Raw genomic sequence first — 15,702 nt, 5'->3', positions numbered from 1 at the left:
TAGCGCCTTTGCTTGTGGCAACCCGATGACCGCGATCGACAGCTCCTCGTCCCGGTGGGTCCACCGCCGGCCGGCCGGCAGGATCTGCCCGCCGGTGAGTCCGCTACGGCCAGGTCACCCCCGGGCATCCCGAGGGGACCATGCCGTAAGCCAGCGACCTCGCTTGGTTTGGTGCCCAACCCCTCCAAAAACCCCGGAAACTTGGGGATTTGATTTTCTCTGGAAGCAGTACTATATTTTTTGGCATGCGGGGGAGGAGAGCGAATTACCCCCAGATTGAGGAAGCTGCAGTTGCTTCCTTTCGGGGGAACCCCGCATGGCAGTACCCGGCCGTCGGACAGCTTGAGACGGCCACCGCAGTAAAGAAGTACCAGCAGTAAAGCAGTAGCCGGAGGGCGTGGTCGTCGGACAGCTTGAGACGACCGCAGCAGTACAGCAGTACCAGCAACACCAGCAGTAAAGCAGTAGCCGGAGGGCGTGGTCGTCGGACAGCTTGAGGCGGCCGCAGCAGTACAGCAGAACCAGTTACCCCGGCAATCAAGCAGTACCAGCAACACCAGCAGTAAAGCAGTAGCCGGAGGGCGTGGTCGTCGGACAGTTTGAGACGACCGCAGCAGTACAGCAGAACCAGTTACCCCGGCAATCAAGCAGTACCAGCAGTAAAGCAGTACCAGCAGTATCCGGCCGTCGGACAGCTTGAGACGGCCGCAGCAAAACCGGCAGTACCAGCAGTAAATCAGTAAAGCAGTACCCGGAGGGCGTGGTCGTCGGACAGCTTGAGACGACCACAGCAGTACCAGCAACACCGGTAGTACCTGCAGTACCGGGCCGTAGGACAGCTTGAGACGGCCACAGCAGTAAAGCAACACCCTATGGGGCGGGCTAGAGATGGAGCTATATCCATCACTAGCCCGCCTCATGCCGTTCGTGTCAAAGTTTGCATCGCTCACCAGTTGCGCGCACCAGGGCAGGAATCGGAGTTGACGCTCTCCAAGAGCTCACCCCTTGCCTCCTCGGGTGTTCCTCGGCCGCCCGCTAGAGCTTCCGCCTGGGGGTGGGGCATGGGTAGCAATGGCGTGAAATAGCGCGCCAGGTCACACGTGCCAGTTTGGGGTATACATCATCCTGACGTCAGGAGACCAACGCAGAACCATCAGGTTAGTGTCGTAATTTGGGTTGACTGTCGGTTTAGCTGGGGGTCTTTGAAGCTACCTGGATAGGTTCATGTTGAGGGAAAACGACGGAACCGCCATTATCTGCGTTCTACAGGTGCCACGTGCGGGCCGGCACGTGAGCATCGTTGGATGTGGTGCCGGGAGTTCCAAGCTCGCGATTCACAACTGGAGGAGCTCTCGGAAGAAGCCGTTCAACATGGTCCCCGCCTGGTCCCGGTTCACGAATTCGAACCCGCCGAAGCGGTAGACCTCGTAGCCGGTGAGCCTGAGTCGGCGGTCCTCGGCCACCATCTCGGCGTACAACCTCGGTTTGGCCCGCCCGTCCGGGTCAGCGTAATGCTGGACCCCGTCCAGCTCGAGCACGACCCGCCTTCGGTTCGGCAGCAGCAAGAGAAAATCCATCCGTTGCCGAGGAAGCGTACCGCCGTGGCGTTTGGTGTAGGGATCGTAATGCAGGTACACCTGCGGGATCAGAGCCGGAAGGTCAAACCCGTGGGCACCGTACAGACTGCAGTATTGCTGGAAAAGGAATTGCTCGGCGCCGTTGCCCTCCATCGATGCCATGAGACGGCGGTAGAGCGTCCCGGCCGTTTCGCGTTCGGTCTCGGCGGGGATGGTTTCTGTGTCGGCCCACCAGGACACCAGTGCCCGCCAGCTCAGTCCATCGGCCGGTAGTGACCTGTTGTAGACCAGACAGTGTTCGGCGTTTTTGGTGATCTGGATGTCGTTGTTCACCGCATCGAGCAGGACAATCTTGGGCTTCGGACCGTTTGCGGCAAAAATGAGGTTCTTTAGGTCGCCAGCCACCCCGCCGACGCCGGCAAGGGAAAGCACATGTTCGAGTTCCGTTGAAGGATGCTCCTCGTTGACCCGGTGGCCCAGGGCGACGAGCTGCTGCAGGGAGAATTCCCGGAGCTTTTTCTCGATGTATCGGATCTTGCCCTTCCAGGGATCCTCACCATCTTGGGGTGGCGCGAGGCCGAATCGTTCGCACTCTTCCGCCACCTCTTGTGCAGGTGTCTGGGCCAAGGCGCCGGCGATGGCAGCTCGCACCGTTTTGAGGTTGGCTCGGTCGGGCAGCTCTGGTGCCGGTAACGTCTGGAAGGCGGCAGGGAAGATGTCCTGAAACTGCTGCAGTGGGGCCGGGGGAGTGCTCACGTTCTGTCTACCAGATCTTGATGCCGAAGCGTTTTGCCACGGTCAGTAGAGCGGAATTGTGGGACTGGATTCCGGTGCCCGAATCGGAGGCCATTTCGTCGCCGTCCAAGCCATCGTCCCGGCGGCGCAGCCAGTACGCCCAACAGTCACCCCCACCGTGTTTGCTCATGAACCGAATACCCAACGGCAGGCTTCCGTCATCCATTGTCTGCTCGCGGATCCATGCGGCGATCTTGGTCGTCGCCGCCCGGTTTTCCCCGTGGAGGACGCCGAGCGTCAACTGGGAGATGCCAAGTTCATTTTTGAGTTTCTCGCCGATGCCGGCGCTTATGGCTGAGATGGAGTCGGGGTGTTCGACATCGACCCACCACCCCGCGCCGTTCAGTGTGAGCTGGTAGATGTTGCGCCGATCGCGCCAGTGCCGCGGCAGACAGCCCATCTTGACCTGGTTGCCCCAGTCGTCTTTGACGCCCTTGAAGTAATCGTCCAGGGTCATGCCCATGAAGTCGGCATCCTTTTGCATCGGGTGCTTGGAGCCAAGCTTCATGGCGTACCCCGACAGCACTTCCGCGAAGGCGATCTCGTCGTTGTCAGAAATATAGACTGTGGAGCCCGGCGTGTCATAGCGGTTCCAGCCCGCCGGGTCATCACCGCTCAGACGCTCGGGCGGATCCAAGGCACCGCGGTTGGCGGTGGCAACCCGGCGGCCGGACCGGAAATCGTCCAGGATCCAGAGACCCGTTTTTGTGCACTGCCGCCCGCTCAAACGTCTTGCCTGTCCTCGAGGAACGCCGTCAGTGCCTGGAAGACCTCTTTGTGCCGGTCTTCGCGGATCGCGGTGATCGGGGTGTCTTCGTCCAAAAAGGGGTTTCCGCCAATGAACCAAGCGCGCGCGATGGCCTCGCTCTCTGCATCTGCAAGCGAGATCCAGACGCGGTGTGCCAGCTGCAGGCGTTTTTGGAAGGCCGGACCGGGGGTCGGACCGTCGGGCTTCGCCCACTTGTGGGGAAGCTTCCTGTCCTTAGAACCTGCCAGTGCGGCCACCAAGAGAGGGCCGAGATGGCTGTTCAAGCGTCGTACGAGCTCGTGGATGTCCATGCGGGCGGTCTCGTTGTGCCCCTCGATGATGGTCGTTGAAATGCTCATGACCCCATAATAACACCCAAATGACACCCATGGTAGACAGTGGTAGGTACGCCGGTGCCACCCGCCGGCGCCAGGGTCGCCGTCAAGGACCTACAGGCCACCCCCGGGCAGGAACCTTTTCCAAACGGGTCCCTTGGGCTGTTCGGCAAAGCCTGATTGAACCGCTGGTATATCTTCATTGGCCTCAAGGGATCCAGGAATGCTCCTTGGCGGATTTACTTGATACCTAAAGAAGCGGACATCGTCGTGGCTGGTGCCATGCCGGTGATACGGAGAGTCGTTTGAAAGCACAACTCCGATGAACAGGTCCTCGCTGACATCTTCCTCGGAAATGACATAGGTGTATTCGAGCCTGTCACCCGTTCCGATCCGCGTGAATTCTGTACTGACATACTTGCTACGTTTAGTCTTCTGCAGATTCCATGTGACGAGGGTCCCGTCCCTACGTGTCAGGCTGGAGCGGTACCACGGTGACAGAGCACCTCAGCTCGATCGCGTAGGGCGAGAACCAGGAAACCAATCATTATGCAGAATCTAGTTTTGGCCGAAGTACGCCAAGATGGATCCATGAGTAGTCCCGGACCGCGTGCCGGTGGACCGACCCCTCGCAGGTCGTTCACCCCGACGCAGAAGCCGTAGTGCCTCATGTCAATGTGCTCGCCAAATGACCACCGCGTGCCTCACCTAAAGTGCTCTCGAAACTCATCAGGCAACCCTCGCCTGGGAGGAGGTCTTGGCGGCAGCCAACCGGATCAGGTCCTGCTGGATTCCCGAGATCCGGCGGGTCAATTTCGCCAGATCCACCTCGCGAAGCAGCTCTTCCACGGCGGCCCGTTCCGGTGGCAGCATCACCCCGGTACCTTTCACCCGGTCCGCCGGGGTACGCGGCGCGTCGTAGTCACGCACCTGCCTCCCGGTCTTGCTCAAACGGTAGCCAACAGCCTTCTTGGTCGGCAGGAACAGGTTCTTGCGCAGGTTCACCAACGGCCAGAGCTCCTGCAAGAGAACCAGCTCCGCGGGGGTGTCGTAACGGTAGTTGAACGCCGAACGGCGCACGATGTCACCGTTTTTCTGCTCAACGAACGGGTTGTCGTTGGAGTGGTGGGCCCGGGATCGAGTCATCCGGATCCCCTGGACATCACACCATTTGGTGACCGCGTCGTTGAGGAACTCAGAGCCGTTATCGCTGTGGACGTGATCGATCGGGTAAGGGAATTTGGTGGCAATCTCGTCCATGGCCTGAACGATCCATTTGGCGGCCTTGTTCTTGATGGCCCGGTTCATCGTCCAGCCGGTGAACACATCGGTCACGGTGAGGGTGAAGGCGAACTCGCCCTTGAGCGTGTGCCCGCAATGGGCGACGGTGTCGATGGCTACCAAGCCCGGCTGCTTATCGATCTCCGGCACGTGGGTCATGATGGGAATCGCCTCGCGGTGCCTATTTGCGACCGAACGGGTCGAGGACTTCGCGTCGGGATAGAGCAGGGCCTTGCAGGGGGCCAGCAGCCGGTCGATGGTCGCCGGGCTCATCGTGAGCAGCTGAGCCCGAACTGCCGGGGTATACCGGGCTTTTTCGTGGCCAAACGGTGCGGAACCGGGATGGTTTTCCATGTTCTGCAGCGTGGGTCCCATGATCGGGGCCAGGTATTTTCCGCATGGTTGCCCGGCCATGAGCCAGACCCGTTGCAGGACCTTGAGCGTGTCGTACCCGTAGGTCCGTGGACGTGGGTTCCGCTTCACCGCCGAGGCCGGTCCGCGCCGTTTCAGGGCATGGTTCAACTGCCGGCGGGCGTTGGCCCGGGACCAGCCGAGCTGGATGACCAAACGGGTCAGGATGACTCCCTTGGCCTTCTTCGAAGCCCGTGCATACTCCGTGGCTTCCTTCTTGGTGATTTCCCTGCGTGCAGACAACGAGATCCCATTACCCATCCCTCCAGCACACCAAGAGCGCCCGGCGTGGGCCAGAGATTTCGCGAGCACATTCCAGATGAGGCACGCACCCCATTTCGCGAGCACTTTTCATGAGTCCCCTCTACGTCAGGCTGGTTGTGAGCCACACGGTTCGTCCAAACCTTGCTGAAGGAGACAGCCATGACAGCAACAATCCAGGGATACACTCGCGAAGAAATCCGCGAGTTCATGCACCAGTACTACCTTCAACCACACGGAACCAAAGCAACCTGGCTGGCTGCTCAGAACGTGCCGGCATGGACCCTGCAGCAGTGGCGGAAGCTGGTCTACGACGGGGACCTCGACCGGAACCTGGTACCAAGGGATCATGGGAGTATGACCCGAACATCTGGCGAACGGTCCGCGTTTGAAAAAGCCCGCGCCAAAGAAATCGCTGAACACCAGTTAGAAGTCGAACAGCTCCAGGAACGCATTCGCATGCTTGAGGGGTCCAATACCGCCTTGGGAAAAGCTATCGGGCTCTTGCACGACTTGAACGTGTCAGGGCCCGATACGAAGCCGACGAACGCTCCGAAAAGTTTATAGACGCCGAGAACCAGCTCGTCCGAACCCTGAGGGACGTCACCGGCTCCCAACGCCAGGCACTTGAACTGGCCGGCGTATCGCGCTCCACGTGGCATTACCGACGCAATCCCCGTGAACACGTCCGGGACCCGATCCATCAGTCCGAGCGCGCCTACGAGAGCCGGATCAGCGAGGCGGACCGTGAGCGGATCAGTGAATACATCAAGCTGGGCTGGGCCGAGCAGGTCTCCGTGGACCACTCCTTCGCCACGGCTTGGGACAACGGGGTGATGCTCGCCTCTCGACGCACCTGGTGGCGTATCGCTGCCGAGATTGAAGACCAAATGTTGCGCCCCACGGTTCCTACCAGGGCCCAGAACAAGCGGGCCCGGAGCGCGAAGCCCGTGCTGAAGGCCACCGGGCCGGGCCAGATCTGGTCCTGGGACATTTCCGATGTGTATTCACCGTGGAAGTCGGTGGTGTTCAAGGTCTATTCCGTGATGGATATCTTCTCCCGCCAGATCGTGGGGTGGCGTGTTGAGCGAAAATTGTCAAGCTGTGTGGAGTCACTAGGCGCTCAGTAGGGCCGGTTTCGTTTCGGGCAGGTTGATTCCCACGCAGTTGGCCGGGGCCGGTGTCCTGGGCCGGGTGCGGAAGCGTCCGGGGTTCTTCTCGTAGTAGCACTGCAACGCGTGCTCACGCGTATCCCACACCTCTTTCCAGGACCCGTCATGGACCTGAGCGGGCGAGAAGAGGGCAATCCCCGAATGCTTGTGCTTCGTGTTGTACCACGGCACGTAGTCCCCGATGTAGGCCCCGGCGCTCTCCACGGTCTTGAAGATCCGTGGGTAACCGGGCCGGTATTTCATGGTCCGGAATCCCGACTCGCTGAACGGATTATCGTTACTCACGTACGGCCGGTTGTGGGAGAGTTCCACGCCGTGGGCGGTCAGCGCATCGCGCAGCAGATGCGATTTCATGGCAGGTCCCGAGTCGGCATGCACCGTGTGCGGTGCCCCGTGCTCGGTGATGGCACCCTCAAACATCTCCACGGCCAGGTGGTCCGCTTCGCGGTCCTCCACCCTCCACGCCACGATCCGGCGGGAGAAGATGTCCATCACGGAATAGACCTTGAACACCACCGACTTCCACGGTGAGTACACATCGGTTATGTCCCAGGACCAGATCTGGCCCGGTCCGGTGGCCTTCAACACGGGTTTGGTCCGCGTACCCCGCCGGTTCTGGCGTTTGGTCGGGACCCGGGGACGCAGCAGCTGGTCTTCGATCTCCGCGGCGATGCGCCACCAGGTGCGCCGGGAGGCGAGCATGATCCCGGCATCCCAGGCCGTGGCGAAGGAATGGTCCACGGAGTTGTGGTTGGCCCATCCCAGCCTGATGAATTCGCTGATCCGCTCCCGGTCCTCCTCGCTGATGCGGCTCTCGTAGGCCCGCTCGGACTGATGCAGCGGGTCCTGGACGCGTTCTCGGGGCTTGTGCCGGTAATGCCAGGTGGAGCGCGAGACCCCGGCCAGTGCCAGTGCCCGGCGTTGGGAGCCGGTGAACTCCATCAATGTCCGGATGAGCTGGTTTTCGGTGTCGATGAACGCTTCGGATTGCGCGTCGCTTCGGTAGCGGGCCCTGGCACGTTCAGCGTGTGCAAGAGCCCGATAGCTTTTCCCAGGGCCTCGTTTGATCCCTCAAGCTCAAAGATGCGCTCCTGGAGCTTTTTCACTTCTGATTGATGCTCAGCGATTTCCTGGGCGCGTGCTTTTTCAAACGCGGACCGTTCGCCGGATGTTCGGGTCATGCTCCCATGATCCCTTGGTATCAGGTTCCGGTCGAGGTCCCCGTCGTAGACCAGCTTCCGCCACTGTTGAAAGGTCCATGCCGGCACGGATTGTGAGGCCAGCCAGGTTCCCTTCGTCCGGTGTGGTTGCAGGTAGTACTGATGCATGAACTCACGGATTTCCTCACGGGTGTATCCCTGGATGGTCGCTGTCATGGCTGTCTCCTTCGGCAGGATGGAAAGAACCGGGTGGCTCACAACCAGCTTGGCTCAGAGGGCCGGCAGAACTTACTTAAATTATCGAGATCCTGCGGCCCGTGCCCGTGCCGATGAAATATCGAGGTTAGAAAATGCGCCAATAGGCCCTGATCGTTAGGGCTTTCGTTGGGGTCTTGCGTCCCAGCGGTGGGTGTGCCAGGCCTCTCGGATCAGGCGCCGCAGGACGATGATGCTGTTGGCGAGGCTGATCATCGCGTCGATGACCAGGGTGCGGCGTTCGGTGCAGATCAACAGTTTCTTGAAGCCTCGGTTGTGCCAAGCGTTGGTTCGCTCAACGACCCAGCGCGCCCCTGCTTGTAGCGGCTCGCCGCTGGTGCTGATCACCCATTCGCAGCCGAGTTCGGTGAGCAGGGTGCGGGTCTTGGAGCTGTCATAGCCGGCGTCCAGGTGCACGGTGATCTTTGGTGGCAGGTGGAATCCGAAGCGGGAGAGTTTCTCCAAGGTGGGGCGCAGTAGCGGGGAGTCGTGTCGGTTGGCTGGTGCGGCCACGCATCCCAGGGGGATGCCCTTGCCGTCGGTGAGGACCGAGCGTTTGGTGCCGAGTTTGCCGCGGTCTACCGGCGATTTTCCGGCCATTTCCCCGCCGCATGGGGCCTTGACGATGCAGCTGTCCACGGTGAGGTTCTCCAGTTCCAGCCCGAGGATGCGGTCGTAGGATTCGAGGCAGATCTGCTCCAGGGTGGTGAAGATTCCGGCATCGATCCAGAGGTCCCGGCGCCGTCGGATGGTGGTGGCGGAGCAGTTGGTGTCGGAGATTTTCTCGTAGGAGGCCCCGAGGACGAGGACCTGGATGAGCTTGTCGAAGACGAGCCTGTCCGGGATGCGGGGGCGATGGCAGCCCAGGGGGTGGTGGTCTTCAACGGGTGGGATCAGGGCCTGGAATTGGGTCCAGAGGGGTTCGATGAGGAATGATGGAAGGGCAGGCACGATTCTCCTGGTTAAACGTTTTCTTGGTCGAAAACAGTTTTAGCAGGAGTCGTGCCTGCCTTGCTTCTTAATGACGTCGACTGGCAGCTTAATGACGCTGGCGTGCGGTTTGGCGGGTTTGTGGGGCACGCCTATTGGCGCATTTTCTTAGTCAGTGTCGGAAGAGAAGGTGCTTGTTGCCCGCCAACTCTCCTGCTCCCGAATCGCGTGTTGAATCCGAAGACTGATATCGCGCAGCTGACCCCGTTGGGCGGTCGTGAGAGGCTCTAAGACCAATTTCGTAACGGTCCGAGAATGCACAGGAGTGACCTTTTCGACCATCGCAAGCCCTGCCTCGGTCAGGGAGGCCAAGGTCGACCGCCCGTCCAAAGGGTCACGACTGCGCTGCACCCAACCGCGACCCTCAATCCGCGATACTGCTCGAGAGAGCCTAGAAAGCGAGCTATTGGCATAGCCAGCCAGGACAGTCATCCTCAGCATCTGGTTCGGCGCGTCAGCCAAGGCGAAGAGGATGCCGTACTCAAAGTGTGTGAGGTCGAAATCACGAACCAAAGGCGCATCGAGTGCAGCGGGCAGCCATTCCAATACCGTCGCAAGAGCTGCCCACGTCGCGAGGTTATCTCCCGCGAGGAGGTTGGGGACGCTGGAATCAGTCATGCATACAGGTTACCCGTTTACTTGACTGGGCAAACAATTTTGACTATTCTTACTTGACTGAGCAAGTAATGCGAGAGGCTAAAACGACCATGGACATGCAACTGTCAACCAAACGCGCCTTTATAAGCGGGTCAACGCAAGGGATTGGGTACTCGATCGCAAAGGCGCTCCTCCAAGAAGGGGCCGAGGTGGTAATCAACGGCCGCGACGCCAGCCGCCTCCAGCAATCGGTGAAGAACCTTCAGGCCGAAGTGCCTGGCGGAGTCGTTACCGGCATTGCAGCGGACTTCACAGACGCCTCAGCGGTGCAGAGCCTGCTCAGCACGCTCGGGGCCGTCGACATCCTTGTCAATAACGTCGGTCTCTTCGGGCTAAAGCCCTTCACTGAAATATCTGACGATGAATGGTCTCGTTATTTCGCGGTAAACGTGATGAGCGGAGTCCGGCTCTCCAGAGAGCTACTACCCGGGATGATCGATGCTGGCTGGGGTCGGATCATTTTCGTAGGCAGCGAATCAGGCGTAAACGTACCCGCTGACATGACGCACTACGGCGTGACGAAAGCAGGGATGCTCGCCTTGAGCAACGGCCTCGCCAAACTCACTCGCGGAACCGATGTGACGGTCAACACGATCCTCGGCGGCCCGACCTACTCCGACGGCGTTGCCGGTACCATCCAGGACATTGCGGAGTCGCAGCGAATGTCAGCGGATGAGATGAAAGCAATGATCATTGGTGGCAATCAGACATCTCTCCTTGAGCGCTTCATCGAGCCCGCCGAAATCGCGAACCTCGCCGTGTATCTCTCAAGCCCCCTCTCCTCCGCGACAAACGGAACTGCCGTGCGCGCTGACGGAGGAGTACTGACCGCAATGCTCTGACTGGCGCAATAAAATTCCGCCCTCTCCGGCTTTCACCCATGCCCACCTGTCCGTATCCACCTTGCAGCCCGGTAGAGGTTCCCCTGCGGGCAGGCTATGGGTGGCTTCTATTGGCAAGCCGCAGTCCAGTGGCTACCTGGCTGCACGCGCCCTGATCGTACGATTTTTTCCGTTTTCTGAGGCGACCCCCTTAGCCTTGATCCACCGATCCGCCCCCGGTCGTCGTCTGCTGACGACGGACGGGGGCGGTTTCGTTTTTGGGCACGGGAAGGGCGCCAGCCTCTCTGCCGGCGGGTGTTCCACGATGGTTTCCTGGTTGCGCCGCAGAGGGCTCGGTGAACGGTTCTAGGCGATTTGGGGTGGGGCGTGCACGGAAGTGAAGAGCCGTTCCCATTCGGTTTCCCATGGCCAATCCAGCGGAAGCCGGAGCTTGGTTTTCCTGGCACTGCGCGCGATGCGCGCCGGAACCTGGATGAGCTTGCGCCGGACCGTTGCGCTCCTGGCCTTGGCGAAGGTGCCGCCGGCCAGGATTCCGGTGGCGCGGGTGAGGTTGTAGGCGATGGCCGCGGCCACCAGCCAGGCACTATTGGCGCCGAAGTGCCCGGAGGGCATATGGGCCAGTGCGCTGTCCTTCAAATCTGCGTTGACCTGCTCGATGACCGCGTGTTGGCGGTGGGCCTTGTCCGCCGCGACGGTGTCCAGGACCCCGTGGTCCACGGTGGTGAAGAACGCGTGGAAACGGTGGCTGTCAAAGAGGGTGCCTTGCCCGGCGGCCTTCTTCGGGTTCAGTTCCGGGATCCGGCGCACCACCAGGCGCCCGGGAACCCGTTCGGCTTTCTTGCGGGAGGTGAACGCGGTGAAGCCGGTTTCGGCGACCTCGGCGCTGGAGACCAAAACCCCGGTGGATTCGTCAAGGATCGCATCGGTGTAGTGGATGGTCTCCCAGGCATCCTCCGGGATCGTGGCGATCGCCCGCTTCACGGCCGGGTCCATGCGCACCGTCACCGAGACCTGCGCGCCCGCCTTCAAGGCCGCCGATACCGGCCCGTGGCCGTAGTAGGCGGAGTCGAAACGGCACAACACCTTCGATCCGGGTTGGCAACGTGTGAGCGTGCCCAGTGCCTCGGTGACGAACTTCTTGGCTCCGCGGGCGGAGTTGGCTGCGCCCTTGCGCAGGCGTTGGGCGGCAATGAACGGCACCGCGTCCTTCGTGGATGCTGTGGCCAGCAAGGCGTTGAGCCCGCGCACCCCGGAATATCCGTAGCCCGAGCCCTGCTTCTGGTAGCCGTGGACCTCGATGATGGTGTCATCGACGTCGAGGTAAACGTAGTCATCAGCGGCAACATCACCCAGCAGTGGGGCCTTGCGGTTCAGGCTCACCAGGAACCTGGAGGCCACGGCATCGAGCTGGCGTACGTGCCCGAAGGTGAAGGAGCGCAGGAAGGACCCCAGGGTGGAGGGGGCATAGCAGGCGGTGAAGACCTTTTTCATGGCTCCGTGCCGCAACAGGGCCATATCGTCAATGGAGTCGGCGCCGGCCACCATCCCGGCCACGAGGGAAGCAATCTTTAACCCGGGGTTGGCACCTTTGTCGGTGGGCACGCTGAGCCATTGGTCAGTCAGTTCATGCAGGCCTGAGTCCCGGGCCAGGACCATGGCCGGCAGCAACCCGGCGGTGGACACGAGGTTTGGTTCGTCGAAGGAAACTGACACGGCGGAGGGATTGTGGGAAACTTGCATCTACGAGATGTCCTTCATTTCAGGAATGTTGCTACTGTCGCAAGTTCAATTTTCCCTGATACGACGGGCATTTCGTGGTTAAAACGCCGAGCAGCTCCCAAATCTCATCGGTGGATCAAGGCTTAGGACTCCCGGCGGCTGGACCAATGCTTCATCAGCAGCTCTTGTCCCTGCTGCTCGGTGATGCCGGCGATCTCTTCGGGGCCAAGATTGAGCTGGTCCCGCAGGGCGGTGACAAGCCAGTCCGGCAGGGAGGGCTCCCGCGGGGGTTCGGCAGCGGCCTCGACGGTTTCATAAAGGCGTCCCATTTGGACAATAACGTCCTTCAGCGGCTGGAGCGTGGGATCATCGCCAATCCGGGCGACACGGGCCTTAAGCTCCTCGTAGATCTCGCTGTCGGACCGGGCGCCCACTGCCCAGATTTCGGAAATGTCAAGGATCGGGGTGCCATCGGTGTCCGCGGTGACCCGCCAGACAATGCGCCAATGGCGATCCCCGACGACGAGCTTGCGAAAACCGACCAAGGCGCCCAGCAGGGGCTCCCCGGCATCCGGGGATCGTTCCAGCAGGAGCATCTTCTTGAAGACGGCGCGGACGATCGCGGGGTCTTTCTTGCCGAGCCGGTGAAGGTCCGCAACGGCATCCTCGGTGAGCCGAACCACGCAGGCTCGCCGGGGATACTCCGTCACGCTCGCCCTGCGGCGATGTCTGCGGCGAGCTCGGCTTCCAGCTCGGCGCGGGTGAAGCCGAAGAATTCCATGGCCTGGTCCAGGTCGGTGCGGACCCCGGTGTCGGTTGCGAAACGGGCCATGACGAGTGCCGCGTCGCGAAGCGTGTCGCGGTCGCGCCTCAGGCTGGAAATCTCCTGGGCGGAAACAACTTCGGCGACGATTTTGCCGTGCCGTGACAGGGGGATGTCGTTCCCCTCTTCGGCCGAGGCGACCAGTGCGGAAAGGCCGGCCCGGGAAGCTTCTGTGATGGTCATGGTGGTCATGTAAAAACTATATAGATTTCTGTGTAGATCCTCAACCTTGTGGAAAACTGTTCGCCGGTCTAAGAGATCCGACGGCTGCGCATGGGCGTCCCTTACGTAGGTTTTGCACCGTACGTGCCGTGCATCCAGGTAACGATATCCAGTGTGTGCGCAGGAGACTGAGGCGGGCGGCTTCGGGCACGCTTCCGCGCAATTGGCTGGCGAATCCGCCAACGACGGGGCGGTCAAGGATGTGCAGGTGCATGGCCTGCCACCATTGGTCCCAGTAGGTGGCGTCTGTCGCGCCGAATTCGCGCATGACCGCGCTGTCCTGGATCGGCACCAGGGCCGGGCGTTTGCGAGCCGTGACCTTGCTGACGGTCGTTGCTCCCATGTTCCACAGGTTCCCCTCTTCGTCGCGGCGAAGCAGGTTCCCGAGCTCCTGCAGCGCGGAGTCGACTTGGTACATTTGTGCGGTGCACCCGGAATCCTTGGATCGCTAGATCCGTCGGGATCCGTTCAAGTGCCTCGGTCGGCGCCGCTGCGAGGGTGGTGAGGATGGTCCATGCCGCGCGCGGCAGTACGTTCACGGAGAGGAGGGACATCGCGACGAGGTCGGTGGCGGTGATGGTGTTGGGATCATCGTCCACTGTGCCGGGGTGCTCAAACCGCCGACCGATGGCCGGCCAGCCCCGCCGACTACGGGGTTGGTGCCGCAGAGGTACGTGCGCAGGTAACCGATGGCACGGTCCGACGGCGACGTGGAACCGTCCGCTTGTACGTCGCCCAATTGGCCTCGGAGGTAGTTCCAGACGCCGTGGCCGAGAGTGTGCTGAACGCGGATGGACATCGGCATTTCCTTCGAAGTTTTTGTCATGTTCCGTCAACCCGTCGATTTTTTGGATAATTATATTGAAATATTTGCGTTTCATGGTTTTTCGGCTCTACGGAATTGACCGTGGTGCGGGCGTCTTGACGCCGTGATCTTGTGAACGCCTTTCGGGGTTTCCGGCGTGCCGTGTCTCGGGGTCTGAGGAAGATCCCGGCATTGCACTAAATCGGTGGAACACCCAAAAACAACAGCAAAATGCACGTGAGCATGCCAATCCCGGCTAGGAGTATCAGTCCGAACCTAACCCGGCCCTCCCGCGTCAGAGGAACACCAGGCTGCCGAGGATTCTTGTAGAAATATGGCACGCTGAACATCACAAGCAACAGCGATGGAATAAACAGTAAGAGCATCTACAGCTTCCCTTCAGAGACACACGAAGAGCGAGTAGGTAAGAGATGCGGCTGGGCCACCGCCTACCGCTAGGGATCCTGCAGTGAGTACCGCGCCAGCCGGCGCCCCAAGAATGGTTCCAGTCGCCCCAACCGCACCAATCGCCAACGCCACCGAGATTAGGCCCAAACCGGCTGTTACTCCCCCCGAAATTAAGCATTGGCTTGTCACCAGCCCCAGAGGGTCGGCGTTGTTAATGGGGTCGTTGGCTGCGTAGGCGTAGCGGTTGGCGTTGGCCGGGTCCAGGGGTGCGTCCAGGGTGTCTTGCTGGGTCCAGCGTCCGATGGCGGGGTTGTACCAGCGGGCCCCGTATTTGACCCAGCCGGTGGTGCGGTCCTGGGTGCCGTCCTTGAACGCGTACGGGTTTTGGGCGACGGCGTTGCCGCCGGAGACCTGGGTCAGCACGGGTGTGCCGTAGGGGTCGTAGGCGTAGGCGAATGCGACGTAGGGTTCGTTGGTGATCAGGGCCACGGGGCTGCCGGTCCCGTCGTGGACGTAGAGTGACTGCATGCCGGAGCTGGTGGGCAGCATCAGCGGTTCCCCGGTGACCGGATCGTGCTCGAGGCAGGCGCCTTGGTTATCGTGTTCGGCCTGCTCGATCACCGGTAGTCCCTGGGCGTCGGTGCGTCCGTAGGTGAATTCGTAGTTCCCGGCCGGGGACTTCTGCGAGGGCATCTCGTGCTGGGTGGTCCCGGCATAGGTCTTGGCGTACGCGGTGCCGGTGGTCTTGGTGGATTTCACCAGTTACCCGACCCCACTATAGGTTCTGAACCGTGTTTAGTGATTTTTGTCTTTCTTCACTCCTCTGAAACCAAGGGCGCCAGCAAGCGCCATAAACGCCCCAACGACTACATAGAATACGGGGAAGTTTCCTAAGAATATTGCGCTTATGCATGCAACTCCTATCATGACGAGGCCAGCAACCATAAGGGTAATGAATGCAATTTTTGGAATCACGGCGTCCCTCGTTCATCTGGCGGGGAAACACACCACCGTAGAAACCGCCGAGCTCTTCGGTGTAGCCCACTCAACGGTCTACCCTGCCATCAAACGGGCCGGCGACATCACCAAGTAGATCCACAGATTATTGCCGTCCGCGCCAGAATCGGCTCCTCGGTACGCCGTTAGCATGAATTTCCGGGCGGTTCTTCCTCAGACCCCCTCGCCGCATTTTTATTGGACGGATGACGGTCCTTTCTCTGCCGCCAGAGCAACGTTATGAA

The 15,702-nt window shown here is 60.8% G+C and carries 17 protein-coding genes and 1 pseudogene; 3 read left to right on the top strand and 15 right to left on the bottom strand.

The features are described from left to right. Window positions 1-1,334: 1,334 nt before the first annotated feature. The 4 genes from E9229_RS18800 to E9229_RS18785 form a co-directional block, all read right to left on the bottom strand. Entirely contained in the window at window positions 1,335-2,333 is a 999-nt protein-coding gene (locus E9229_RS18800) for a hypothetical protein (RefSeq protein WP_183513311.1), read from the bottom strand. Window positions 2,334-2,340: 7 nt separating this feature from the next. Further along, the gene (locus E9229_RS18795) at window positions 2,341-3,099 is read right to left on the bottom strand and encodes a hypothetical protein (RefSeq protein WP_183513310.1); all 759 of its coding nucleotides are present in this window, start codon (window positions 3,097-3,099) and stop codon (window positions 2,341-2,343) included. After that, window positions 3,096-3,479 carry a hypothetical protein gene (locus tag E9229_RS18790; protein WP_183513309.1) on the bottom strand — a complete coding sequence of 128 codons (384 nt, stop codon included), beginning with the start codon at window positions 3,477-3,479 and terminating at the stop codon, window positions 3,096-3,098. The genes E9229_RS18795 and E9229_RS18790 overlap by 4 nt, the downstream gene beginning before the upstream one ends. Before the next feature lie 705 nt (window positions 3,480-4,184). Then, window positions 4,185-5,390, bottom strand: a complete 1,206-nt coding sequence (locus tag E9229_RS18785; protein ID WP_183513308.1) for an integrase catalytic domain-containing protein — start codon at window positions 5,388-5,390, stop codon at window positions 4,185-4,187. Between the two features lie 180 nt (window positions 5,391-5,570). Between E9229_RS18785 and E9229_RS18780 the strand changes: the two genes are divergently transcribed. Further along, the gene (locus E9229_RS18780) at window positions 5,571-5,975 is read left to right on the top strand and encodes a hypothetical protein (RefSeq protein WP_183513307.1); all 405 of its coding nucleotides are present in this window, start codon (window positions 5,571-5,573) and stop codon (window positions 5,973-5,975) included. Between the two features lie 151 nt (window positions 5,976-6,126). Here the strand turns inward: E9229_RS18780 and E9229_RS18775 are convergent, their stop codons facing one another. From E9229_RS18775 to E9229_RS18755, 5 genes are all read right to left on the bottom strand, one after another. Further along, a complete protein-coding gene (locus E9229_RS18775) occupies window positions 6,127-6,441 on the bottom strand; it encodes a hypothetical protein (protein ID WP_183513306.1) in 315 nt (104 codons plus the stop codon). A gap of 82 nt (window positions 6,442-6,523) precedes the next feature. After that, on the bottom strand, window positions 6,524-7,522 hold the full coding sequence (locus E9229_RS18770) for a DDE-type integrase/transposase/recombinase (protein ID WP_183513305.1): 999 nt from the start codon (window positions 7,520-7,522) through the stop codon (window positions 6,524-6,526). Then, the gene (locus E9229_RS18765; protein WP_183513303.1) at window positions 7,522-7,956 is read right to left on the bottom strand and encodes a hypothetical protein; all 435 of its coding nucleotides are present in this window, start codon (window positions 7,954-7,956) and stop codon (window positions 7,522-7,524) included. Before E9229_RS18765 ends, E9229_RS18770 begins: the two co-directional genes overlap by 1 nt. Window positions 7,957-8,112: 156 nt before the next feature. Beyond that, a complete protein-coding gene (locus E9229_RS18760; protein ID WP_183513302.1) occupies window positions 8,113-8,946 on the bottom strand; it encodes an IS5 family transposase in 834 nt (277 codons plus the stop codon). A gap of 147 nt (window positions 8,947-9,093) precedes the next feature. Beyond that, window positions 9,094-9,603 (bottom strand): MarR family winged helix-turn-helix transcriptional regulator, encoded by a 510-nt coding sequence (locus E9229_RS18755; RefSeq protein WP_183513301.1) that lies wholly within the window; start codon window positions 9,601-9,603, stop codon window positions 9,094-9,096. Between the two features lie 89 nt (window positions 9,604-9,692). Here E9229_RS18755 and E9229_RS18750 point away from each other — a divergent pair, with 89 nt between their 5' ends. Next, window positions 9,693-10,484: an SDR family NAD(P)-dependent oxidoreductase gene (locus E9229_RS18750; protein ID WP_183513300.1), complete on the top strand. Its 792-nt coding sequence runs from the start codon at window positions 9,693-9,695 to the stop codon at window positions 10,482-10,484. 345 nt (window positions 10,485-10,829) lie between these two features. Here the strand turns inward: E9229_RS18750 and E9229_RS18745 are convergent, their stop codons facing one another. The 6 genes and pseudogenes from E9229_RS18745 to E9229_RS18725 all read right to left on the bottom strand — a co-directional run bounded on the left by E9229_RS18745 (window position 10,830) and on the right by E9229_RS18725 (window position 15,220). Then, window positions 10,830-12,224: an IS1380 family transposase gene (locus tag E9229_RS18745; protein ID WP_183513299.1), complete on the bottom strand. Its 1,395-nt coding sequence runs from the start codon at window positions 12,222-12,224 to the stop codon at window positions 10,830-10,832. Between the two features lie 122 nt (window positions 12,225-12,346). Further along, window positions 12,347-12,913 carry a type II toxin-antitoxin system RelE family toxin gene (locus E9229_RS18740; RefSeq protein ID WP_183513297.1) on the bottom strand — a complete coding sequence of 189 codons (567 nt, stop codon included), beginning with the start codon at window positions 12,911-12,913 and terminating at the stop codon, window positions 12,347-12,349. Then, entirely contained in the window at window positions 12,910-13,209 is a 300-nt protein-coding gene (locus tag E9229_RS18735; protein ID WP_183513335.1) for a type II toxin-antitoxin system Phd/YefM family antitoxin, read from the bottom strand. The genes E9229_RS18740 and E9229_RS18735 overlap by 4 nt, the downstream gene beginning before the upstream one ends. Before the next feature lie 40 nt (window positions 13,210-13,249). Continuing rightward, the gene (locus E9229_RS19770) at window positions 13,250-13,666 is read right to left on the bottom strand and encodes a DUF6308 family protein (RefSeq protein ID WP_183513296.1); all 417 of its coding nucleotides are present in this window, start codon (window positions 13,664-13,666) and stop codon (window positions 13,250-13,252) included. 31 nt (window positions 13,667-13,697) lie between these two features. Beyond that, window positions 13,698-14,129 (bottom strand): annotated as a pseudogene (locus tag E9229_RS20160) (DUF6308 family protein); the annotation flags it as partial. Window positions 14,130-14,452: 323 nt separating this feature from the next. Continuing rightward, complete coding sequence (locus tag E9229_RS18725) at window positions 14,453-15,220, bottom strand: RHS repeat-associated core domain-containing protein (RefSeq protein ID WP_183513295.1); 768 nt, start codon at window positions 15,218-15,220, stop codon at window positions 14,453-14,455. Between the two features lie 193 nt (window positions 15,221-15,413). Between E9229_RS18725 and E9229_RS18720 the strand changes: the two genes are divergently transcribed. Next, window positions 15,414-15,554 (top strand): hypothetical protein, encoded by a 141-nt coding sequence (locus E9229_RS18720; RefSeq protein WP_246380976.1) that lies wholly within the window; start codon window positions 15,414-15,416, stop codon window positions 15,552-15,554. Window positions 15,555-15,702: the final 148 nt, after the last annotated feature.

The organism is Paeniglutamicibacter cryotolerans (assembly GCF_014190875.1).
Classification (GTDB): Bacteria; Actinomycetota; Actinomycetes; order Actinomycetales; family Micrococcaceae; genus Paeniglutamicibacter; species Paeniglutamicibacter cryotolerans.
Note: the sequence above shows the minus strand (reverse complement) of the source record. Positions and strands in the feature narration are given on the sequence as shown.